The organism is Gracilibacillus massiliensis (genome assembly GCF_001458115.1).
Classification (GTDB): domain Bacteria; phylum Bacillota; class Bacilli; order Bacillales; family Amphibacillaceae; genus Gracilibacillus; species Gracilibacillus massiliensis.
This window is the reverse complement of sequence record NZ_CZRP01000012.1, coordinates 429,767-450,027: the sequence shown is the minus strand read 5'-3', so window position 1 is coordinate 450,027 and position 20,261 is coordinate 429,767. Positions and strand designations below refer to the sequence as shown.

19 protein-coding genes and 1 other annotated feature are annotated in these 20,261 nt (G+C 35.2%); of the genes, 1 reads left to right on the top strand and 18 read right to left on the bottom strand.

The window, feature by feature from the left end:
• Positions 1 to 3: 3 nt before the first annotated feature.
• Entirely contained in the window at positions 4 to 945 is a 942-nt protein-coding gene (locus BN3107_RS09690) for a 4-hydroxy-3-methylbut-2-enyl diphosphate reductase (protein ID WP_058307427.1), read from the top strand.
• A gap of 545 nt (positions 946 to 1,490) precedes the next feature.
• Here BN3107_RS09690 and BN3107_RS09685 read toward each other — a convergent pair.
• From BN3107_RS09685 to yqfC, 18 genes are all read right to left on the bottom strand, one after another.
• The gene (locus BN3107_RS09685; RefSeq protein WP_058307426.1) at positions 1,491 to 2,603 is read right to left on the bottom strand and encodes a Nif3-like dinuclear metal center hexameric protein; all 1,113 of its coding nucleotides are present in this window, start codon (positions 2,601 to 2,603) and stop codon (positions 1,491 to 1,493) included.
• On the bottom strand, positions 2,590 to 3,282 hold the full coding sequence (locus tag BN3107_RS09680) for a tRNA (adenine(22)-N(1))-methyltransferase (protein ID WP_058307425.1): 693 nt from the start codon (positions 3,280 to 3,282) through the stop codon (positions 2,590 to 2,592). Before BN3107_RS09680 ends, BN3107_RS09685 begins: the two co-directional genes overlap by 14 nt.
• A 60-nt stretch (positions 3,283 to 3,342) precedes the next feature.
• The gene (cccA, locus tag BN3107_RS09675) at positions 3,343 to 3,702 is read right to left on the bottom strand and encodes a cytochrome c550 (protein ID WP_058307424.1); all 360 of its coding nucleotides are present in this window, start codon (positions 3,700 to 3,702) and stop codon (positions 3,343 to 3,345) included.
• 145 nt (positions 3,703 to 3,847) lie between these two features.
• A complete protein-coding gene (locus BN3107_RS09670; protein ID WP_058307423.1) occupies positions 3,848 to 4,384 on the bottom strand; it encodes a hypothetical protein in 537 nt (178 codons plus the stop codon).
• Between the two features lie 163 nt (positions 4,385 to 4,547).
• The gene (gene rpoD, locus BN3107_RS09665; RefSeq protein ID WP_058307422.1) at positions 4,548 to 5,663 is read right to left on the bottom strand and encodes an RNA polymerase sigma factor RpoD; all 1,116 of its coding nucleotides are present in this window, start codon (positions 5,661 to 5,663) and stop codon (positions 4,548 to 4,550) included.
• Positions 5,664 to 5,677: 14 nt separating this feature from the next.
• Entirely contained in the window at positions 5,678 to 7,507 is a 1,830-nt protein-coding gene (gene dnaG, locus BN3107_RS09660; RefSeq protein WP_058307421.1) for a DNA primase, read from the bottom strand.
• A 350-nt stretch (positions 7,508 to 7,857) separates the two neighbouring features.
• The gene (locus BN3107_RS09655) at positions 7,858 to 8,697 is read right to left on the bottom strand and encodes a pyruvate, water dikinase regulatory protein (RefSeq protein ID WP_058307420.1); all 840 of its coding nucleotides are present in this window, start codon (positions 8,695 to 8,697) and stop codon (positions 7,858 to 7,860) included.
• Between the two features lie 24 nt (positions 8,698 to 8,721).
• The gene (glyS, locus tag BN3107_RS09650; protein ID WP_058307419.1) at positions 8,722 to 10,812 is read right to left on the bottom strand and encodes a glycine--tRNA ligase subunit beta; all 2,091 of its coding nucleotides are present in this window, start codon (positions 10,810 to 10,812) and stop codon (positions 8,722 to 8,724) included.
• Positions 10,799 to 11,692 carry a glycine--tRNA ligase subunit alpha gene (glyQ, locus tag BN3107_RS09645; RefSeq protein ID WP_058307418.1) on the bottom strand — a complete coding sequence of 298 codons (894 nt, stop codon included), beginning with the start codon at positions 11,690 to 11,692 and terminating at the stop codon, positions 10,799 to 10,801. Before glyQ ends, glyS begins: the two co-directional genes overlap by 14 nt.
• A gap of 370 nt (positions 11,693 to 12,062) precedes the next feature.
• Positions 12,063 to 12,242: a binding site (T-box leader), on the bottom strand.
• A 47-nt stretch (positions 12,243 to 12,289) separates the two neighbouring features.
• Complete coding sequence (recO, locus tag BN3107_RS09640; protein ID WP_058307954.1) at positions 12,290 to 13,042, bottom strand: DNA repair protein RecO; 753 nt, start codon at positions 13,040 to 13,042, stop codon at positions 12,290 to 12,292.
• A gap of 18 nt (positions 13,043 to 13,060) precedes the next feature.
• Positions 13,061 to 13,207 (bottom strand): YqzL family protein, encoded by a 147-nt coding sequence (locus BN3107_RS19395; RefSeq protein WP_077065092.1) that lies wholly within the window; start codon positions 13,205 to 13,207, stop codon positions 13,061 to 13,063.
• A gap of 150 nt (positions 13,208 to 13,357) precedes the next feature.
• Entirely contained in the window at positions 13,358 to 14,263 is a 906-nt protein-coding gene (gene era / locus BN3107_RS09635; protein ID WP_058307417.1) for a GTPase Era, read from the bottom strand.
• Positions 14,264 to 14,392: 129 nt separating this feature from the next.
• Complete coding sequence (locus BN3107_RS09630; RefSeq protein ID WP_058307416.1) at positions 14,393 to 14,758, bottom strand: diacylglycerol kinase family protein; 366 nt, start codon at positions 14,756 to 14,758, stop codon at positions 14,393 to 14,395.
• On the bottom strand, positions 14,730 to 15,194 hold the full coding sequence (ybeY, locus tag BN3107_RS09625) for an rRNA maturation RNase YbeY (protein ID WP_058307415.1): 465 nt from the start codon (positions 15,192 to 15,194) through the stop codon (positions 14,730 to 14,732). The genes BN3107_RS09630 and ybeY overlap by 29 nt, the downstream gene beginning before the upstream one ends.
• A 2-nt stretch (positions 15,195 to 15,196) precedes the next feature.
• Positions 15,197 to 17,341, bottom strand: a complete 2,145-nt coding sequence (locus BN3107_RS09620) for an HD family phosphohydrolase (protein ID WP_058307414.1) — start codon at positions 17,339 to 17,341, stop codon at positions 15,197 to 15,199.
• Positions 17,342 to 17,427: 86 nt separating this feature from the next.
• Positions 17,428 to 18,381: a PhoH family protein gene (locus BN3107_RS09615; protein WP_058307413.1), complete on the bottom strand. Its 954-nt coding sequence runs from the start codon at positions 18,379 to 18,381 to the stop codon at positions 17,428 to 17,430.
• A 2-nt stretch (positions 18,382 to 18,383) separates the two neighbouring features.
• Positions 18,384 to 19,589, bottom strand: coding sequence for a sporulation protein YqfD (gene yqfD / locus BN3107_RS09610; RefSeq protein WP_058307412.1), 1,206 nt, complete (start codon positions 19,587 to 19,589; stop codon positions 18,384 to 18,386).
• A gap of 23 nt (positions 19,590 to 19,612) precedes the next feature.
• Complete coding sequence (gene yqfC / locus BN3107_RS09605) at positions 19,613 to 19,885, bottom strand: sporulation protein YqfC (protein WP_316245030.1); 273 nt, start codon at positions 19,883 to 19,885, stop codon at positions 19,613 to 19,615.
• Positions 19,886 to 20,261: the final 376 nt, after the last annotated feature.

The following is a 20,261-nucleotide window of genomic DNA, read 5'->3' as shown; positions in this document are numbered from 1 at the left end:
AGAATGGAAGTAATTAAGATCGCACCTAGAGGCTATTGCTATGGTGTTGTTGACGCAATGGTTATTGCTGCAAATGCAGTAAAGGATCCCAATCTACCTCGTCCTATATATATTCTTGGTATGATTGTTCATAATTCACACGTAACCAACGCCTTTGAAGAACAAGGGGTATATACACTTGATGGCAAAAATCGCTCAGAGTTATTAGAAGAAATTTCAGATGGTACCGTTATTTTTACGGCACATGGTGTCTCACCAGAAGTGAAGAAAAGAGCAGAAGAAAAAGGACTTACAGTATTAGACGCAACATGTCCGGATGTTACACGAACACATGATTTAATACGTGAGAAAGTAAAAGAAAATTATGAAATAGTTTATATCGGAAAAAAAGGGCATCCTGAACCTGAAGGAGCTGTTGGGGTGGCACCTGAACATGTACACCTCATTCAAACTCAAGAAGACGTAGATACGTTAGATTTGTCATCTGAAAAGATTCTAGTGACAAATCAAACGACGATGAGTCAGTGGGATGTCTATGATGTCATGTTAAAAGTGCAAGAAAAGTACCCTCAAACCGAAATGGAACAAGAAATTTGCATGGCAACTCAAGTACGCCAGGAAGCAGTTGCAGAACAAGCAAAAGATGCAGATTTAACTTTAGTCGTAGGTGATCCGCGAAGTAATAATTCCGAGCGTCTAGCACAAGTATCAAAGGAGAAGGCTGGTACACAAGCATATCGAATTGCGGATATATCGGAAATAAACCTTGAATGGCTAGAAGGAGTCAACAAAGTTGCAGTTACCGCTGGTGCATCAACTCCAACACCCATCGCTAAAGAAGTAATCAAATTTATCGAACAATTTGATCCCAATGATTCCGAAACATGGGATATAACTTCAAAGGTAAAAAAAGAAAAGATACTACCAAAAGTAAAAGCAAAATAAACCATAAAAGAGTATCAATTTGTAGTGTACAAATTGATACTCTTTTAGTTAGTAGACACTAACTGTGAACTAATGAAAACTCCTTCACGTAAAGGATAATGATAAGTGGATTACCAGCGCTACGGAAAAACACTCCCTTTCCGGGGGCACGGCTTCAGCTAACTTGGTAAAGAAAAACACTTTACCAAGTGGATCTTCAGCTCGTGCTGTTCCCCAGGAGTGTCGCATTTTTCCTCCGCTTTGAACAGATCTCTGGTCAAGAACGATGAAATAAGCTGTAATATCAATATTCTAGCTGTTACTTAAGTTGTAGATCGTTATTGAAGCGCAGTCCATTTACGTAGACTCTTGCGGGATCAGCGTCTTCCGAAGACCCCGCAGGAAAAGCGTTCTTTGCTTTTCTGAGGAGGCTGAGGTGACGCCCGCAGAAAGCGAAGTAAATGGACGGAGCTTTTGCATTCCACTCATCAAAATTTCAAAGTGAACAGTACAGTTACTTCGCAGTTTAGTTTATATGTTCATTACTTTAAATTACAATAAAGCTGTTATTTATACTTAAATGGGTCTGTTGAATGGTTGGATATTTCTATTTCTATTTTTTCTGGTAAGACGTTGATATTTTCAAGTAAGTATTTTCGAACTCCTTCTTTCATTACTTCTTCGACATGGTGGCCAGGGTCTATTAAACAAAGTCCGGCTTGCTCCGCGTCTTGTGCCTCATGGAACGTCAAGTCACCTGTAATATATAAATCTGCTCCAGCATTTTTAGCAACATCAATATAGCCTTTACCACTACCGCCAAGAACAGCCACCTTTTTAATGATCGCTTGTGGGTCACCAACAAATCTCAAAGAAGAAATTTGAAGCTTCTCTTTCACTAATTCACAATATTTCTCAAGGCTGACCGGTTGCTTTAGTTTTCCAATTCTCCCTAAACCTTGTACGTTACCTTTATTTTCTAAAGGAACTAAATCGTAAGCCATTTCTTCATACGGATGGGCTTTCTTTGCAGCCTGTAATACATTGGAAAGTTGCGATTTTTTTATGATTGTTTCTAATTTGAATTCTTCTACTTTTTCAATTTCTCCTTGCTTTCCTATGAAAGGGTTTGTTCCTTCCAATGGTTTAAAGGCGCCTTCACCTTGTGAACGAAAACTGCAATGACTATAATCTCCAATATGACCTGCACCTGCTTCACCAATGGCACTAGTTAGCTTTTCAATATGTGTGCTTGGTACATATACAATAAATTTATATAAGTTATCTTCAACAGTCGGTAATAACACTTTACAATTTTCAATCTCTAATTTTTCAGCTAAGAGATCGTTTACTCCTGCCTTTACTACATCTAAATTCGTATGTGCAGCATAAACAGAAATATTATGTTTAATTAGCTTTTGAATCACACGTCCTTTTGGATCACTGAAATTAATTTCTTTTAACCCTTTAAATAATAAAGGATGGTGAGCAATAATAAAATCAACGTTTGTTTCGATCGCTTCTTCCACTACAGAATCAACCACATCTAAAGTAATCAACACTTTTTTTACTTGCTGGTTTTTATCACCGACTTGTAAGCCAACATTATCCCATGATTCTGCCAAATTGGTTGGTACCCATTGTTCAAAAAGTTTTATCACTTGTTTAACCGTTGTCACTTGTTAAAACCTCCTCGATCCAATTTAATTGTTTCTCCAATAAATTAATCTTATCCATCGGTGGTTGAGAAGCTTGTTTCATTTGTTCTATTAATTTTAGGCGTTTATCTTTTTCATGTGCCCATTTTTGTCGAAATACTTGATTACATTCTTTTAAAAGAAAAGGACCAAATAATAATTCTTTTTCTGTAAGATTTTGCTTCTCCTTAGCTAGATCTGCTGCAATAATCTCATAGATATAGCCATCTTCATCTATAATTTCCTCGGCAGTTATTTTGTATTGTTTTTTCACTAGCCATCTTCTTACAATTTGTGCATCGATATTAGGTTGCAGAATTAGGCGATGAACCCCTGTTAATTTCGCTTCTCCTTCTTCTAAGATAGTGCGAATTAATTTCCCACCCATACCTGCAATGGTCACTTGCTGCACTTCTCCTGGCTCAATTACCGATAGCCCATTACCTTTTCTAACATCAACTTGATCCATTAATTGATATTCTAACACTGTCTGCCTTGCTCTTTCAAAAGGTCCTTGGTTAATTTCACCTGCAATTGCTTTTGCAGTTGGGTGTTGCTGACACACATAGCATGGTAAATATGCATGGTCTGATCCAATATCAGCAAAGTTGATTGGTTCTTTCAGATAATTCGCAAGTTGTTTTAAACGATTTGAAAGCATCGTGTTCTTCCTTTCTATATGAAAAAAGCCTCCTGCATCTCGCAGAAAGCTTTCTACTTTCTATTCTTGTCCTTCTACTAACCATTCAGCTAACACTTCAGCTTCTTCATTAGTTACTACTCCACCTGGCATAGATGTTCCTTCAATACCATTTACAATGATGTCATACACTTCTTCTTGACTATATTTGCTTCCCACATCCTGAAGACTAGGTCCACTTCCACCTTCTAAGTCACCACCGTGACAACCAATACAGCTTTGAGAGATTTCTTCTGCATCTTCTATCGTTACTTCTTCTCCACCTTCATCAGGGTTTGCAATTTTTTCTTGTTCATTTAGACCAACTACAGAAAAAATAATCATCGCTAAAATCCCAAGAACCGCAATAAGTGCAAATGGTATAATCGGATTCCTTTTCATTTACTTTTCCTCCTTCAGTTCCACATCGTGTTGGAATCAACTATTATCCAACATATTCTATTATTATGTATAATAAAAACCATCTTTATTTTACTTCATATTGATCAATTAGAAAAGAGATTGTCCTCAAAATTCAATAAATTGACTAAAAATATTGAAAACCAACCATAATAGTCAAGATAATCAGAACAAAAACACCTGCGATCTGTAAAAAAAACTGTTTCTTTATTTTTCCAAATAGTATCCATGATAAACTATTTATAAGAATCCAACTATAGGTAATCCATGAATAACCAATATATTCATTTATCAGCATCATTGAGGAAAATAAGAATACAACAAAAAATATCATAACGGCAAACGATTCCTGTAAATCCTTATACCGTTTAAAAACAGTTGTCATCATAAGCGCTATTGCTAAAGTGATAACGATACCAATAACTTGTACAATAATGTTATTCGTTAACTGAAATAACAAAACCGGAAATAATATTAATAAGGTATCAAAAAAATAAAATAATAAATAATATGCTGTTTGTTTATTATCTTTTTTTTCATCATTTGCTCCTTCACCTTCTGTATAAAGTGCTAATAAAAAATCACAGTATTGGTTTGGTAACAAGTGATGGTCCTTCCAGTAATTGATCTCCTGTATAATTATTTTTTTACGATCTTCATCCATGCCTACCATCTCCAAGTCTATTCACTTTAATCCTTATATCGGATTATTTGTGAAACTTTTAAAAGGATAAAAATTTTTCATAAAACAAATATGTTCTATTCAAATTCAAATGAACTATCTTCTGAGAAGAAGATAGTTCATTTCGTTCTTTTAGACTTCGAGTTTATTCTAAGAAATCTTTTAAACGTTTGCTTCGACTTGGGTGGCGTAATTTACGAAGTGCCTTAGCTTCTATTTGACGAATTCGTTCACGAGTAACGCCAAACACCTTACCAACCTCTTCAAGTGTTCTAGTCCTACCATCATCCAAGCCAAAACGTAACCGCAAGACATTTTCTTCTCTGTCTGTTAATGTATCCAGTACATCTTCTAACTGTTCTTTTAACAATTCATAGGCAGCATGATCGGAAGGAGAAGTCGCTTCTTGATCTTCGATAAAATCACCTAGGTGTGAATCATCTTCTTCACCGATTGGTGTTTCGAGTGATACGGGTTCCTGAGCAATTTTAAGAATTTCTCGAACTTTATCAGGTGTTAGTTCCATATCCTTCGCAATTTCCTCAGGAGTTGGTTCACGTCCTAGATCTTGTAGTAACTGTCGCTGAACCCGAATTAACTTATTGATTGTTTCTACCATGTGCACTGGAATACGAATGGTTCTCGCTTGGTCCGCAATAGCTCTTGTTATCGCTTGACGGATCCACCAGGTTGCATAGGTACTAAATTTAAACCCTTTACGGAAATCGAATTTTTCTACTGCTTTGATCAGTCCCATGTTTCCTTCTTGAATAAGGTCTAAAAATAACATACCGCGACCCACATAGCGTTTCGCTATACTTACAACTAGACGAAGGTTTGCTTCCGCTAATCGTTTCTTCGAGTATTCATCGCCTTCTTCAATTTTTTTGGCTAGCTCAATCTCCTCAGAAGCTGATAACAAATCAACACGACCAATTTCCTTTAGATACATTCTTACTGGATCATTTATTTTGATCCCTAAAGGAACACTTAAGTCGTTCAAGTCAAATTCTTCCTCTTTTGAGAGCTGTTGCATTGTTGGGTCATTATCTGAATCACCTATTACTTCAACACCTTGTTCATTTAGGTACTCATAAAATTCGTCCATTTGATCCGATTCTAATTCAAAAATAGACATTCTTTCTGCTACTTCCTCATATGCTAAGACACCACGCTTCTTCCCTATTTCTAACAATTGATCCTTTGCTTGATCGACAGTTAATTCTGTTTCTTTAGAACGTGATGGTTTATTTTCTGCCATGAGTGCCCCTCCTTTCAAAAACTAACTCCATTTTTCGATTGTTGTTTTATTTTTATAATTTCCATTGCCACTTTAGCTGCTTCTTTTGGATCTGTTTTTTCTAAATCCTTCATTTTACTCTGCAATTGACCGATTTTTGCGCTATCTGTTTGCTCTGATTGAATAATATGGATATAATCCTGAAGCTCTTTTTCGGTCATTTCCCAAGAATTGTCCATCATTGATAACTCTACAACCGTTTGTTGGAGGTTTACATCATCTAAATAAGAGATAAACCGACTTGAATCGGCTTCATTACCATCTTCATAAAATCCATATAAATGAGTGACAATTATTTGATGTTGTTCTATATTAAATTGAGACCCTATGCTTTCTTTCACTCTTTCTGCAATCTGAGGGTTCTGAAGCATATAAGCTAATAACCGACGTTCCGCATTTTGAAAAGCCTTAGATAGCTGTTGTTTTTGTTTCTTTGGATATTTTTGTTGATTTCCACCATTAGTATTACCAAACCTTTGACTGTTATCATCATTTTTTGTAACATTTCGCATTCGAGACATTAATTCCTGTGTTAATGCCTCAAAGGATAACTTAAATTCTTCCGCCAATTCACGAAGATAATGATCTCGTTCAATCGAACTATTAAGCATGGCTATTTCTTCTATTACTTTTTCTACATATTGCAGTCGATCTCCTTCAAGATTTAAATTAAAATCTTTTTTTAAATATCTCTTAATGAAGGTCATTTCTGTATCGGCTGCTTCTATAACTTGAGACTTAAACTTTTCTTTTCCATATTCTTGAATGAATTGATCAGGATCATAATTATGCGGTAATGCAGCCACTTTAATTGTACAGCCTACTTTTCTTAATAATTTAATAGCTTTATATGTTGCACTTTGTCCAGCATTATCACCATCATAACAAATTAATACTGTATCTACATATCTCCTTAATAGAGATGCATGTGTGTCAGTAAGAGATGTCCCCAATGACGCTACACCATTCACCACATCGGCCTGATGTGCGGCAATTACATCAGCATATCCTTCAAAAAGGATAACTTCACCTTTTTTTCGGATCTCACTTCTAGCAATATCAAAATTGTAAAGTAGCTTACTTTTTCTAAACAGGGAAGATTCCGGACTGTTGAGATATTTTGGTTCTTGACCTGATATTGTCCTACCACCAAAACCAATTGTCTTTCCAAGATGATTTCTTATTGGAAAAATTACTCTTCCTTGAAAGCGATCGAAATACTCCCCACCAGCATTGGTTGTCAAGATACCCGCATTAGCCATTACTTGCTTATGAAAGCCTTTATTTTCTAAAAATTGTGCAACAAAGTCTTTAGAGGTCGGTGAATAACCTATCTGAAATCGATCGATTACTTCATCAGAAAATCCTCTTTCGTGTAAATATGCTAAAGCTTTCTTTCCATCTTTAGAATGACCTAATAAATGATGATATAGTTTTGTTAACCATTGATATGCCTCTAAAGTAGATTGTTCCTCACTGTTAGGAGCATTTTGATTGGATTGTTTTAATTCTGGAATTGGCTGGCCAGACTTTTCAGCTAAATAATGGATCGTTTGTTGAAAGGTGAACCCTTCCAATTCCATTATAAAAGTAATGATATTTCCACCTTTTCCACAGCCGAAGCAATGGTATATTTGCTTCTCTTGATTTACTGAAAATGATGGTGTGTTTTCTGAATGAAATGGGCAAAGTCCGAAATAATTACGTCCCTGTTTCTTTAGCTGTACATATTCTCCAACAATATCAACGACATCGTTTGACTGACGGATTGACTCTATCGTTTCATCCGACATTTGATTGGCCATTAGCTATCACCATTTCTTCCTATCTAACACTATAAATTTTCGACATTTTTTTCAAAAGTGGGTATAGGTAATAGCCTTTATTTTCTAGCTTACCTTTTCTCTTATATTACAATAATACCTCTAACCCTTATGGTATAAACACAATATACCCGAAAATTTTGTCGAATAGTAAAAGTGTCCCTGCATAAATATTTCTACAAAAATTTGCAAAATCCTGCTTCAATTCAGTATTTTTTAAAATATTTGATTGTGTATTAATAAGTAATATACAGTTTTCTAACTTTATAAACATTTTCACAAATATTTATTATAATACAGATTTAGAACATTTACCAATATCTTAACTTATTTTATTGATTAATTTGTCGATCATGAAGATCCCAACACGGTTGGTTTATCATATTTAATATAATATTTGCAGTTTCTTCGACAGCTTTATGTGATACATCTATTACAGGACAACCTAATTGATTAATAATATTGTCAAAAAACGCCAACTCCGACTCAATTCGATCAACTTTTGCATAAATTGCTTGATCATCTAATCCAAGACTCTTTAGTCGTTCTCTTCTTATCCCATTTAATTTCTCAGGACTAATTCTTAATCCAATACACTTGTGTGCTGGAATTTCAAATAATGATGAAGGTGGATCCACTTCTGGAACAATCGGCACATTAGCAACCTTTAATTGTTTATGTGCTAAGTATTGTGAAAGTGGTGTTTTGGATGTTCTCGAAACACCTATTAACACGATGTCCGCTTGTGCCACTCCTCTGGGATCTCTCCCATCATCATAACGGACAGCAAACTCAATCGCTTCAACTCTTCTAAAATAATCTTCATCTAATTTATGAATAAGTCCAGGTTCTTCTTTCGGTTTTATTTGAAATTTTCTTTCCATTGCCTGCAACATTGGCCCAATTATATCTACACATTCCACTTGTTTTTCCGCTGCTTCTTGAATAAGAAATTTTCTGAATTCGGGCCTCACCAAAGTGAAACCAATCATTGCACCTAATTGTTTAGCGTGGTAGACGGCACCACGCAATACTTCAATGTTCTCTACATAGGGAATTCGATATAAATCATAGTCATTCTCACTCATAAATTGGCTGAGAGCTGCCTTAATAACAAATTCTGCTGTTTCACCGACCGAATCAGAAACCACATAAATTATCGATTTTTCCATGAAAGTAATGTCCTCCTCGGTCGATTAAGCTTGGGTTTGCTTCCATTGAACTTTGGTTAAATCAGCATATCTTTTAACATCATTTGCAATCATTTGTAATAAAGCTAATCGGTTATCACGAATCTTCGTGTCTTTATCCATAACCATAATATGATCAAAGAAAAGATGAATCGGTTTAACGAGTGGCGATAATAAATCAATTGCCAAGGCATCTTTATTTGCTAACGCTTCGTTATAAGCCTCTTTCACATCTAAATAAGAATTATATAGATTATTTTCTGCTTCTTTCACAAAAAGCGATACATCTACCATCACATCCCCTTCAGCTTTTGAAGCTAAACTAAGGACACGTACATATGCTTCTTGTTTGTCTTTGAAATCAATAGTTGATCTTTTTGACTTTAACACTTTACCTTTTTCCAATATATAAGAGAAATCAGATAATGGATTAACTAGCAATGCATCGATAATATCAGCTTCAATGTTTGCTTCTTTCATAATATATGCTGCACGTTGTTTAAAAAATGATTCTAATTGTTGTAATACGTTAGATTTTTCTGAAGTAGGTATATTATTTTGTTCAAATAATGCAAATACTTGTTGAATAAGATCCATTACATTAATATTTAACTGATTATGTTGATTTATTTGTAAGATCCCCTGTGCTTGACGTCTTAACGCATAAGGATCTTGTGACCCGCTCGGAATTAATCCAACCGAAAAACACCCAACAATGGTATCGATTTTGTCAGCTATACTTACCACTGAACCAATTGTACTTTGCGGTAATTGATCATGAGCGTTTCTTGGCATATAATGCTCTTCAATAGCTTGTGCAACCACTTCATCTTCTCCAAATATTGTTGCATATTTGCGCCCCATTGTGCCTTGTAACTCTGTAAATTCTGTAACCATATTCGTAACGAGGTCAAATTTACTTATGCTTGCAGCTCGTCTTATTTGCTTCTGTTCTGGATTAGACAGATTTAATTCTTTTCCAATGATTGTAGCAATTTCTACTACTCTTTTCACTTTATCTGCAATTGTTCCTAGATTCTCTTGGAAAACCATTCGATCTAGATGTTTAAGATTACTTTCAATTGATTGCTTTTGATCTTCTTCAAAGAAAAATTGCGCATCTTGTAATCTTGCTCGTAATACTTTTTCATTTCCTCTTGAAACCGTCTCGATATAATCCGCTGTACCATTACGTACACCGATAAAATACGGTAGTAAATCTTCATCTTGCGACTGTACCGGGAAATATCGTTGATGTTCTTTCATAGATGTAATTAATACTTCTTTAGGAATGTGCAAAAATTCGTCACTAAATGAACCGCTAAATACAGTAGGATATTCAACAAGGTGTGTTACTTCTTCTAATAAATCTTCGTCTACTGGTATTGTCCAACCTTTTTCTTGTTCGATTGTATGGATACCATCAACAATCATTTTTTCCCGTTTCTTTGTATCTGCAATGACATATTGTTCTTCTAGCAAGCTTTGATAATCTGTTGGATTAGCTATTACAAATTTTTCTCCTAAAAAACGATGGCCATAACTAATATTACTTGTCGATACACCAGTAATATCAAACGGAATCACTGTTTGATCTCTTAATGCTACCAGCCACTTAATCGGGCGAATAAACCGAAGATTCTGATTGGCCCAACGCATGTTTTTAGGAAAATTCAAACTGAATATAATGTCTTTAAACTGAGGTAAGAGTTCTTCTTGTGTTTTTCCCTCTAAAAATTTATTTACAAAAACATATTCTGTCCCTTTTATCTCTTTAAGATAGATGTCATCGACAGTTTTCCCTTGTCCTTTTGAAAACCCAATAGCTGCTTTTGTCCAATTACCATCTTGATCTTTAGCGATTTTTACAGATGGTCCTTTTGCTTCTTCTTCCTGGTCTTCCTGTTTTTCATCTAACCCTTCGATCAAGACGGCAAATCTTCTTGGAGTGATAAAAGTTGATAGCTTTTGATAATTTAGACGTATTTCCTTTAACCATTCGATCGTTTTAGTTTTAAGCTGTTTTTCAGTGTCATTCATAAAACGTGCTGGCATTTCTTCTAAACCAACCTCAAACAAAACATTAGTTGTTTTCATGACGAGTCTCTTCTCCTTTCAACATCGGGTACCCGAGTCTTTCTCTTTCCTCTACATATAACTTAGCAATTTCTCTAGCAAGATTCCGTACCCGACCTATGTAACCGGTTCGTTCTGTTACAGAGATAACACCTTTTGCATCTAATAAATTAAACGTATGAGAACATTTCAATACATAATCATAAGCAGGAAAGACTAAACCTTTTTCCATAGTTCGTTTTGCTTCTTCTTCATAAGTCGAAAACAATTCAAACAGCATATCTGTATTCGATTCCTCAAATGTATAGGTGGAGTGTTCATATTCGGGTTGATAGAAGATATCGCCAACTGTAACACCTGTTGTCCATTCTAATTCAAACACATTTTCTTTATCTTGAATATAGGACGCTAAACGTTCGATACCATATGTGATTTCAACTGCGACCGGTTTTGCTTCAAGTCCACCGATCTGTTGGAAGTAGGTGAATTGTGTGATTTCCATTCCGTCTAACCAGACTTCCCAACCTAGTCCAGCAGCACCTAATGTTGGGTTCTCCCAGTTATCTTCGACAAAACGAATGTCATGTTGTGCTGGATCAATCCCCAATTTCTCTAAAGACTCTAAGTATAATTCCTGAATGTTATCTGGTGATGGTTTCATTATGACTTGAAATTGATGGTGTTGATATAGTCTGTTTGGATTTTGACCATACCGACCATCTGCTGGGCGTCTTGATGGTTCTACGTATGCCACATTCCATGGTTCCGGTCCCAAACTTCTTAACAATGTCATTGGCGACATTGTCCCTGCCCCTTTTTCGACATCATAAGCTTGCATTAGAATACAGTTTTGATCAGACCAATGCTTTTGTAAAGTTAAGATCATTTCTTGAATATTCATCACTATTTTCCTCCAATATAAGAATTAGAAAAGCGCAGAGCGCCCGTTTAGAAACGTAGAGACTGGAGTGAATCAACTGAGATAAAGGAATCACGGACTTGCACAGGAAGTGTTGATATCTGTGTTGCCTACAGGACGTAGGCGAACTTAGCAGATGTTCCTCCATTACGAACCGATGATGACTTTCACCTGAAGGCATAAGTGCGACTAAGCCTCTGGTTTCACCAATCGGCAAGTCTTCTTTATCGTAGGGCGATTCGTGAAGTCGCCTAGTTTCTGGGTGCTCGGAGCTAGACATCTCGAATTTTTATACTTTCTTGCCTAATCAAAAATAGAAAACCCGTCCCTATGCTTTATCGCTTTGATAAAACATAGGGACGGGTTTTCTCCCGCGGTTCCACCCTATTTGTCATCGGCTCACAAGATGACCACTTTTATACACGTAATCGCTCAAGAGCGCCTTCCTAATCTCTTACTTGTTCAGCTCACACCAACCTGAACTCGCTTTGAAGCAGTTAAAATTAGTACTATTCTCCTTCAGTGCAATCTATATTCGTTTCATTTCTACATAATACGAAACATCACGTCTGTTGTCAATTATAATTTATCATTTAACTGATTCATTTGTTTTAAAAAACGCTTTGATTTTAAATAATAACCACCATGTTCTTCATAGTATTGATCCATGATTCGTTGAATGATGACCTTGTTTTCAGGCTTTACAGAAATATTACCTATTTGCTCGACTTCCACCCACGCAAATATAGCCATGAGTTTGGCAACTTTTTCTGTGAGAGCTACTTTGTTTTCATCTTTAGCTAAACAATTTCTACACAACATACCACCATTCGTAATCGAAAATGCTTTAAGATCCTGGTTATTACCACATGAAACACATTGAGTTACAACTGGAGCAAATCCAGCTTCTTTATACATTTTCCATTCATAAATCATTGATAAAATTTCCGCATCTTTATCTTCATTTATCAACTCTACTGTATGTAATAATTGTTTATAAATAAACGGATTATATTTTTTTGGATCTATCAGCTTGTCAGTTAACTCTGCTAGATAACTCGTATAAGCAGTCTTAAAAATATCCTCTCTGATTTTACGAAATGATGTTAATACTTCACCCTGCTGAATAGTAGCTAAGCTGGAACCAGGTTGAATTAAATAGGAACCATGAATAAATGGCTGCGTAATAGCAGCCATTCTACTTTTTGTCTTTTTTGCACCTCTAGCAATTGCCCCAACCTTTCCCAGGGTTGGTGTCAATAGTGTCACAATTTTATGAGTTTCTCCATAATCCTGTGTTCTAAGAATGAAGCCCTCTACTTTTTCAAACACAAGCTTCACCGTATCCTTTCAACTGTTAAAATTTGTATCCTCCATTAAACGATCCTCTATATCATCATCTTGAACTATTTCTTCACCAATTTCCATTTGCTTCATCCATAAGTATGCTTCAATATTACCTGTTTGACTGAATATTTTCCATGGTACGTCGATCACAATAAACCTCACCTTTCTTTGTGGTAATCTTTCATTGTGTTCACTATTAGATTTTCCTGAAATCTAATTTCAATTAGTAAAAATATTTACCATGTATCAAAACAACTGTAAGGCAAATCTTTAATAAGCAAAGACATACTTAGCTAACATTTAATATTCATCCTGTTTAAAACCGAATTCTTGCAATTGGTGGGGTTTATTCCGCCAATTTTCTTGTACTTTCACCCACAATTCCAAATATACTTTGGTACCCAATAGACGCTCGATATCGATTCTCGCTCTTTTTCCGATATCTTTCAACATTTTTCCTTGTTTGCCTATGATGATGCCTTTTTGGGATTTTCGTTCAATTACAATAGATGCTTGGACTAAAACTTTTTCGTCTTCACTTCGATTATCTATTTTGTCAATCACAACGGCAACAGAGTGTGGTATCTCTTCCCTTGTTAGATGTAACACTTTTTCTCGTATTAATTCACCTATGATAAACCGTTCCGGATGATCTGTGATTTGATCCTCAGGATAATATTGTGGTCCTTCTGGCAAATGTTCAGTAAATACATCCATCAAGTGATTGACATTATTACCTTCAAGAGCAGATATCGGGATAATTTCCTCAAACGGATACTTATCTTTATATTGCTCAATCAGTGGCAACAATTGATCCGGATGTACCAGATCAATCTTATTGATGACCAAGAACACCGGTTTTTTAATCGATTGCAAACGGTCGATAATGTATTGATCGCCTAGACCATATCCTTCATCAGCATTGATCATAAACATAATAGCATCGACTTCATTTAAAGCGTTTTCTGCTATTTTCACCATAAAGTCGCCTAATTTATGTTTAGGTTTATGGATTCCCGGAGTATCAATAAATACGATTTGTTTCTGATCATCCGTATAAACACCTTGTATTTTATTTCTAGTTGTCTGAGCTTTATCACTCATAATTGCAATTTTTTGTCCAATAACATGGTTCATAAACGTCGATTTACCCACATTTGGTCGTCCAATAATTGCTACAAATCCTGATTTATAATTGTTATCCATAACTTTTCCTCCGCTATATATCCTGTTGCTTTCTATAATCAATAATACTATATATTCATCAATATTTCATTTATTCGACAAAACTAGTGGTAATCTTTCGTTAGAATGTGCTTCTATCTCTTACTACGCTCATAGTTTCGGCAAGAAAATCAAACATGCTATTACAATTGCTATCAATGCAGTGATGAAAACGGCACCCGCAGCAATGTCTTTTGCTATACCGATGGCTGTCTGGTGTCTTGGCTCAAGATGATCTAATGCTCGTTCCAAGGCGGTATTCATCATTTCCATACTTATTACTGCACCTATTGCTAAAGATAAAATCGCCCATTCGACATTACTTAATGGTAAAAATAGTCCAAAGACACACACTACCAGTGCAGCAATAAAATGAATCTTTATATTTCGTTCCGTTAATATTGCTTCTTTTAATCCATTGAGGGCATAACGCAAACCAAAGTGAAGTTTATTTTTCCCGCGATAATCCGAAGCCATTTAAGATCTCCTCTTGTCTTAAAAACATTTTTTTCTCCTCTTCACTGTTCATATGATCATAGCCTAATAAGTGTAAGAAACCATGTAACGCTAGAAATCCTAACTCTCTAGAAAAGGAATGATTATATTCATTTGCTTGTTCTTCAGCCTTATCAACTGAAATAATGATATCTCCGAGCATTAACGGTATATCTGCACCTAGTATTTCTAGTTCTTCTCCTTCTTGGAGAGCGAATGATAAAACATCTGTCGGTCGATCGATCTCTCGATATTGTCTATTTAGTTTTTTTATCTCATCATTATCTACAAAGGAGATGGAAAGTTCTGCGTCAGGTGAAATATTTTCTTGTTCCGCTGCAAATGCTAATAAATCTTCTATTAGTTTCATGTGATCTGTTGATACTTTCTTTGTTTCGTCATAAAAATCCATTTCCATATTCATCTCGCCTCTTTCATGTTAGTTTCTTTTGGATACTGGATACGCGAATGGTAAATTCCTTTTAATGTTTCACAAATGACCGATTTCATTTGTTCTAATTGTTTAAATGTTAAGGTACTATCATTCAATTGACCATCTAATAAGCGATCCTCAAAAATCGATGATACGATCTTTTCAATTTCTGCTTGATTTGGATTTGCTAATGAACGTACTGCCGCTTCAATCGAATCACATAACGAAACGACTGCCGCTTCTTTTGATCTAGGTTTTGGTCCGACATATCGAAAGTCTTCTTCCAATACTTTTTCATTTCGTTCTTTTGCTTTAAAATAGAAATATTTTAATAAAGTAGTTCCATGATGTTGTAAAGAGATATCAATAATCTCTCTAGGCAGTTTCGCTTTCTTTAATAACTTAGCACTATCAGAAGGGTGCTGTAAAATGATTTCAGCACTTTGATATGGATCCAGATAATCGTGAGGATTTTTCATTCCCATTTGATTTTCAATAAAATAGTGTGGTCTTACTGTTTTCCCCAAGTCATGATAGTATGCAGCTACTCTTGCTAACAGTCCATTGGCTCCAATTGCTTCACAAGATGCTTCGCTTAAGTTGGCCACCATTATACTATGATGATAGGTTCCAGGTGCTTCGATTAACAATTTTCGTAACAATGGTTGGTTAGGACTGGATAAAGCAAGAAGTTTTGTGTCTGAAAGTATGCCAAGTCCTGTCTCAAAAAAGGGCAACATCCCAATTGTAAGAACTGTAGCGATAATCGCTGACATGAAACCATAACCACTATACATTAAATAATCCAACCATGAATAATTTTCAAAGGAAAGGAATAAAAATAAACAGATCGTTGCGATATTAATAATCGCTGTTCCTAATCCACTCTTAATGATAGTACTTTTATCTTTCACACTTGACAAGAAGAAAATGCTTGCAAGTTGTGAAAATACAATAAATATTCCTGCCTCCATATTTAGCAGTCCAGGTATATTTGCATTAAAAATCACACTACCAATAATCCCGTAAAAGATCGACAAAACGATGGCTATTCTTTCATTCACCAAAATCTTTAGTAACATCGAGACTGTTGCTAGCGGTGTAACTAAATATAGTGGGTTGCTCGTTGTAGAATAGAGACTGACAACTTTCATTAAGACGACAATAAATACACTTAAAACAGCGATAGCGATCAATTTCCGAAAATGAAAGTTTGTTTTTTGTGCATGATGTTGCAGTTCGAAAAATAAGAATAAACCGATTAAACTGACTAAAATCAGCAATCCGATCATAGGATAAAAATTTCGCTCTTCATTTAACAGTCCTGCAATTTCTAATTCTTCATATATTTCATTGGTAATCAATTGACCTTCCTCAACAATTACTTGACCTGCTCTGATCATAACGGATTCTACACTGTCACGTGCCTGCTGTTGTGCTTCATTTGTCTGATCTGCTGAAAAAAAAGCATTTGCTTTTACACTAAAAGAAATTAAAGGGTGAAGGGCTTGCACGAATGAGTAATCCAACGTAGAATACGTTAATTTTTGTTTAGCTGTCTTAGTAGCTTGCTCCACCTCTTCTACTTTAACTCCATTATGAAAAACATCATAAAGCGCTGTCGTAATTAGTTCTTTTGCTAACACTCGTTCTTCTTTAGTTGCTTGAAACAGAGCGATAAATGTATCGTTATTCACTTCCATCATGATATCTTCATGAACAATTTCTTCTAAATAATCTACTTTATCTCCGATTGTGACAAATTTTTCGTCTTCTAATTCTTGTTCCAGATTACCTGTTTCGATTTTTTCAATTGCTTCAAAAATTTCATTTATATATGTAATTTGTTCTTCAGTGACTTCATCTGAAATCTCAAAATGGTCTTCTACCGATTGTACAACATTTCGAATTCTTCGTTCCGTTTCTTTGGTATTTTCAATGGTAATGGGGGAACGTATCGTTTCATTCGCTGCTGAAAATTTTTCGATATCATATGTTTCAGTATGAACATTTTGAAAACTAACTAGTAAAAAGACAGACATAACGACGATACACACAGTTACCAGTTGAATTTTACTATTATTAAAAAAAGAAGTTATTTTTTGCTTGGACCACTTGTTCTGATTTTTCATTATTCCCCCACCCTTCATTGGATGATTTTTCCATTAGAAGAAAACTTGGCTAAACGCCAAGTTTTCTAGTATTTCCAGATGTTTATTTAATTGTCATATGCCTCAATAATTTTTTGAACAATTGGGTGTCTGACCACATCTGATTGTGATAAGTAAACAACTCCAATACCTTTCATATTTGCTAACTTTTCTTTTGCTTGAGTTAAACCTGATTGAACACCATTTGGTAAATCAATTTGTGTGATGTCACCTGTAATGACCATTTTAGAACCAAAACCTAGTCGAGTTAAAAACATCTTCATCTGGGCATTTGTCGTGTTTTGAGCTTCATCTAAAATAACAAATGCATCATCTAAAGTACGCCCACGCATATATGCTAATGGCGCAATTTCAATCGTCCCTCTTTCAATTAAACGCATCGTGTGTTCTGTACCCAAGACATCGTGTAAGGCATCATAGAGGGGTCGTAAATATGGATCTACCTTCTCTTTTAAATCCCCTGGAAGAAAGCCTAAACTTTCTCCAGCTTCTACTGCTGGTCTTGTTAGAATGATCCGCTTTACTTTACCATTCTTTAAAGCATGTACTGCCATTACGACTGCTAAATACGTCTTACCCGTACCAGCAGGCCCTATTCCGAATACAAGGTCATTTTGCTTCATTGTTTGTAAGTAATGACGTTGACCTAACGTTTTCACACGAATCGATTTACCATTAGCATTCTTTGTAATCTCATCTTCAAACAATGCTTCTAATTGATTGATCTTTCCTTTTTTGGCAAGATCAACTGCATAGATCACATCTCTTTCTGTGATCGTTATTCCTTTACGAATGATAGCCAGTAAACCATTTAGTACTTCTTCGATAACAGTGACATCTGTCTTGCTTCCAGATACACTTATTTGTTCTCCACGAGACGTAATCGACACTTGCAGTTGTTCTTCTAATTGCTTTAAGTGACGATCTTCTGTGCCAAAAAGGCTTAATGCTTCATTCGGATTTTCTAAATGTAAATCAATCATTTTCAATTCTTCTGTCATATTCAATCTCCTTGACTAATTGGTTGTTTCTTTGCAATATTTTCTAATACAGTATAATACAAGGTTAATTTTACTTTACCACTCTCTTCTCGTTCGTGCAAAACTTTTTCTTCAATAATTTCTGCATCAAGAGGCAATTGTCTTAATAATTCTCGTTTTGCTTGTTCTAATGCTTGTGTTTTCGCCTCTTTTTTTGTCATCTTTTCCTCTATGACATCGGACTTGTAAATGGTTTGTTTTAAATAACTGATAGGTAATTTCCATTTAAGAAAATAGAAATTTTTTTCTTCTGTTTCGATCTGATAATTAGTGTAGTCAGGATTACTAAAATTCCAAAATGGCAATAAGATATTTGAAAAATGAAGATAATGTTTTGTTTCTGCTTGACCGTTTAACACATGATAATGATTCGTCAATGGGATAGATATTTCACTTTTGTACCATACTTTTGCGATAACTTCTCCTTCTGCTGCTAGAGGTTTTGTTTTAGGTGTTTCATCCCCTTCTTCTTGTTGCTCTAAGTATGCTGATACTAAAATATCATCTTTATATACAACGTCATTCGGTTGCACTAGGGGTTGTCCTTTTGAAACAAATAGATCAACAATGACCCCTTCCTTGGCAGCAACTAAATGCCCCACTTCTGTTTCTTCGGGTTTTTCTACACTAGTCTTTTCTACACCTTCAAGATGAAATGCAGAACCATTCTTTTTTACGCCTACCCATAATAATTCTGGAATATCTTCTAACAATTTTCGTTGAAGCGTAGCAGGTGAATCAATATTCCATTGAAAACTACCTTTTTCTAAACCATACGCTTCCATTTGTGCTAACACTTTATTTTCTATTTCCTCATCTAATCCTGTAACATCTATACGCCATACGATATTGGACAATATAAAAATAATAGCGAATGCTATCATACACCCTATCAAGAGTGGCTTTTGTGATTTTAACGAATGTAAGAAAAAAGGTAGGCCACTCCTCTCTTTAAAATAGACTTTATAAATACTTCTTTTTTTAACTTGTCTTAGTTTAGACAAGTCGGTTAATTTTATTTTACCTATTGCAGTAGTAGCATTTTTTTTAGTTAGATCCCAGGAGGGGATACCGTATCTTGCACACATATCAAAAAAATGTTCTGGATATTGTCCTCTAATTTCAATAGTTATATATCCTTTTAGCCAATTTTTTTTATTAAAAAACATGATACTTCCCCTCCGCTTTACCTTTACTCGTCTTCAAACCTGACATCTTGGATCGTTCCTTCTAATAATATATCTTTATCAATCATCATTTTCAGAACAAAATTTTCTCCTTTAATCCGAACAAGTCCTTGATGTACTTTTAATAACAGTTCGCTTTCAGAAAAAACAACGAGGCCTTGATGATTCTCTATGTATGCGTGAATGGATCCAATCATTGTAATTCGTGGTAGCTCTAATGTAACTTCAGAAGGCAAATCAAATGTATTGGTAAAAACAGTCTTCAATTTCTCTCTCATTTTTTTCACGAAGCATATGCCTCCCTTCAAGTTTATTGTATGAAAATAAGAGAAAATAAGAACAGATTATCACAAAACACATGATAGAATAGTATCAATGTAACGTTAAAAAATAATCACAATCAAAATCATAAAAAAGATTATGCAACATAACTCATGTAGCAATTTTGAAATGGTATTTGGGCGTAGTAACCGCTTCGGCTTGCCCACTTCCCTTTCCATGGGGTTTTTCCTTCAGCTAACTTTTCCAAGCAAAAACCGCATGGAAAAGTGGATCTTCAGAAAAAACGAGTCCCATAGGAGTGAAAGCGGGCGCCTACGCTTAGTGGGACTCTACAACTGTTGCAAATGCTAATATTTTGTATTGTTACAATTA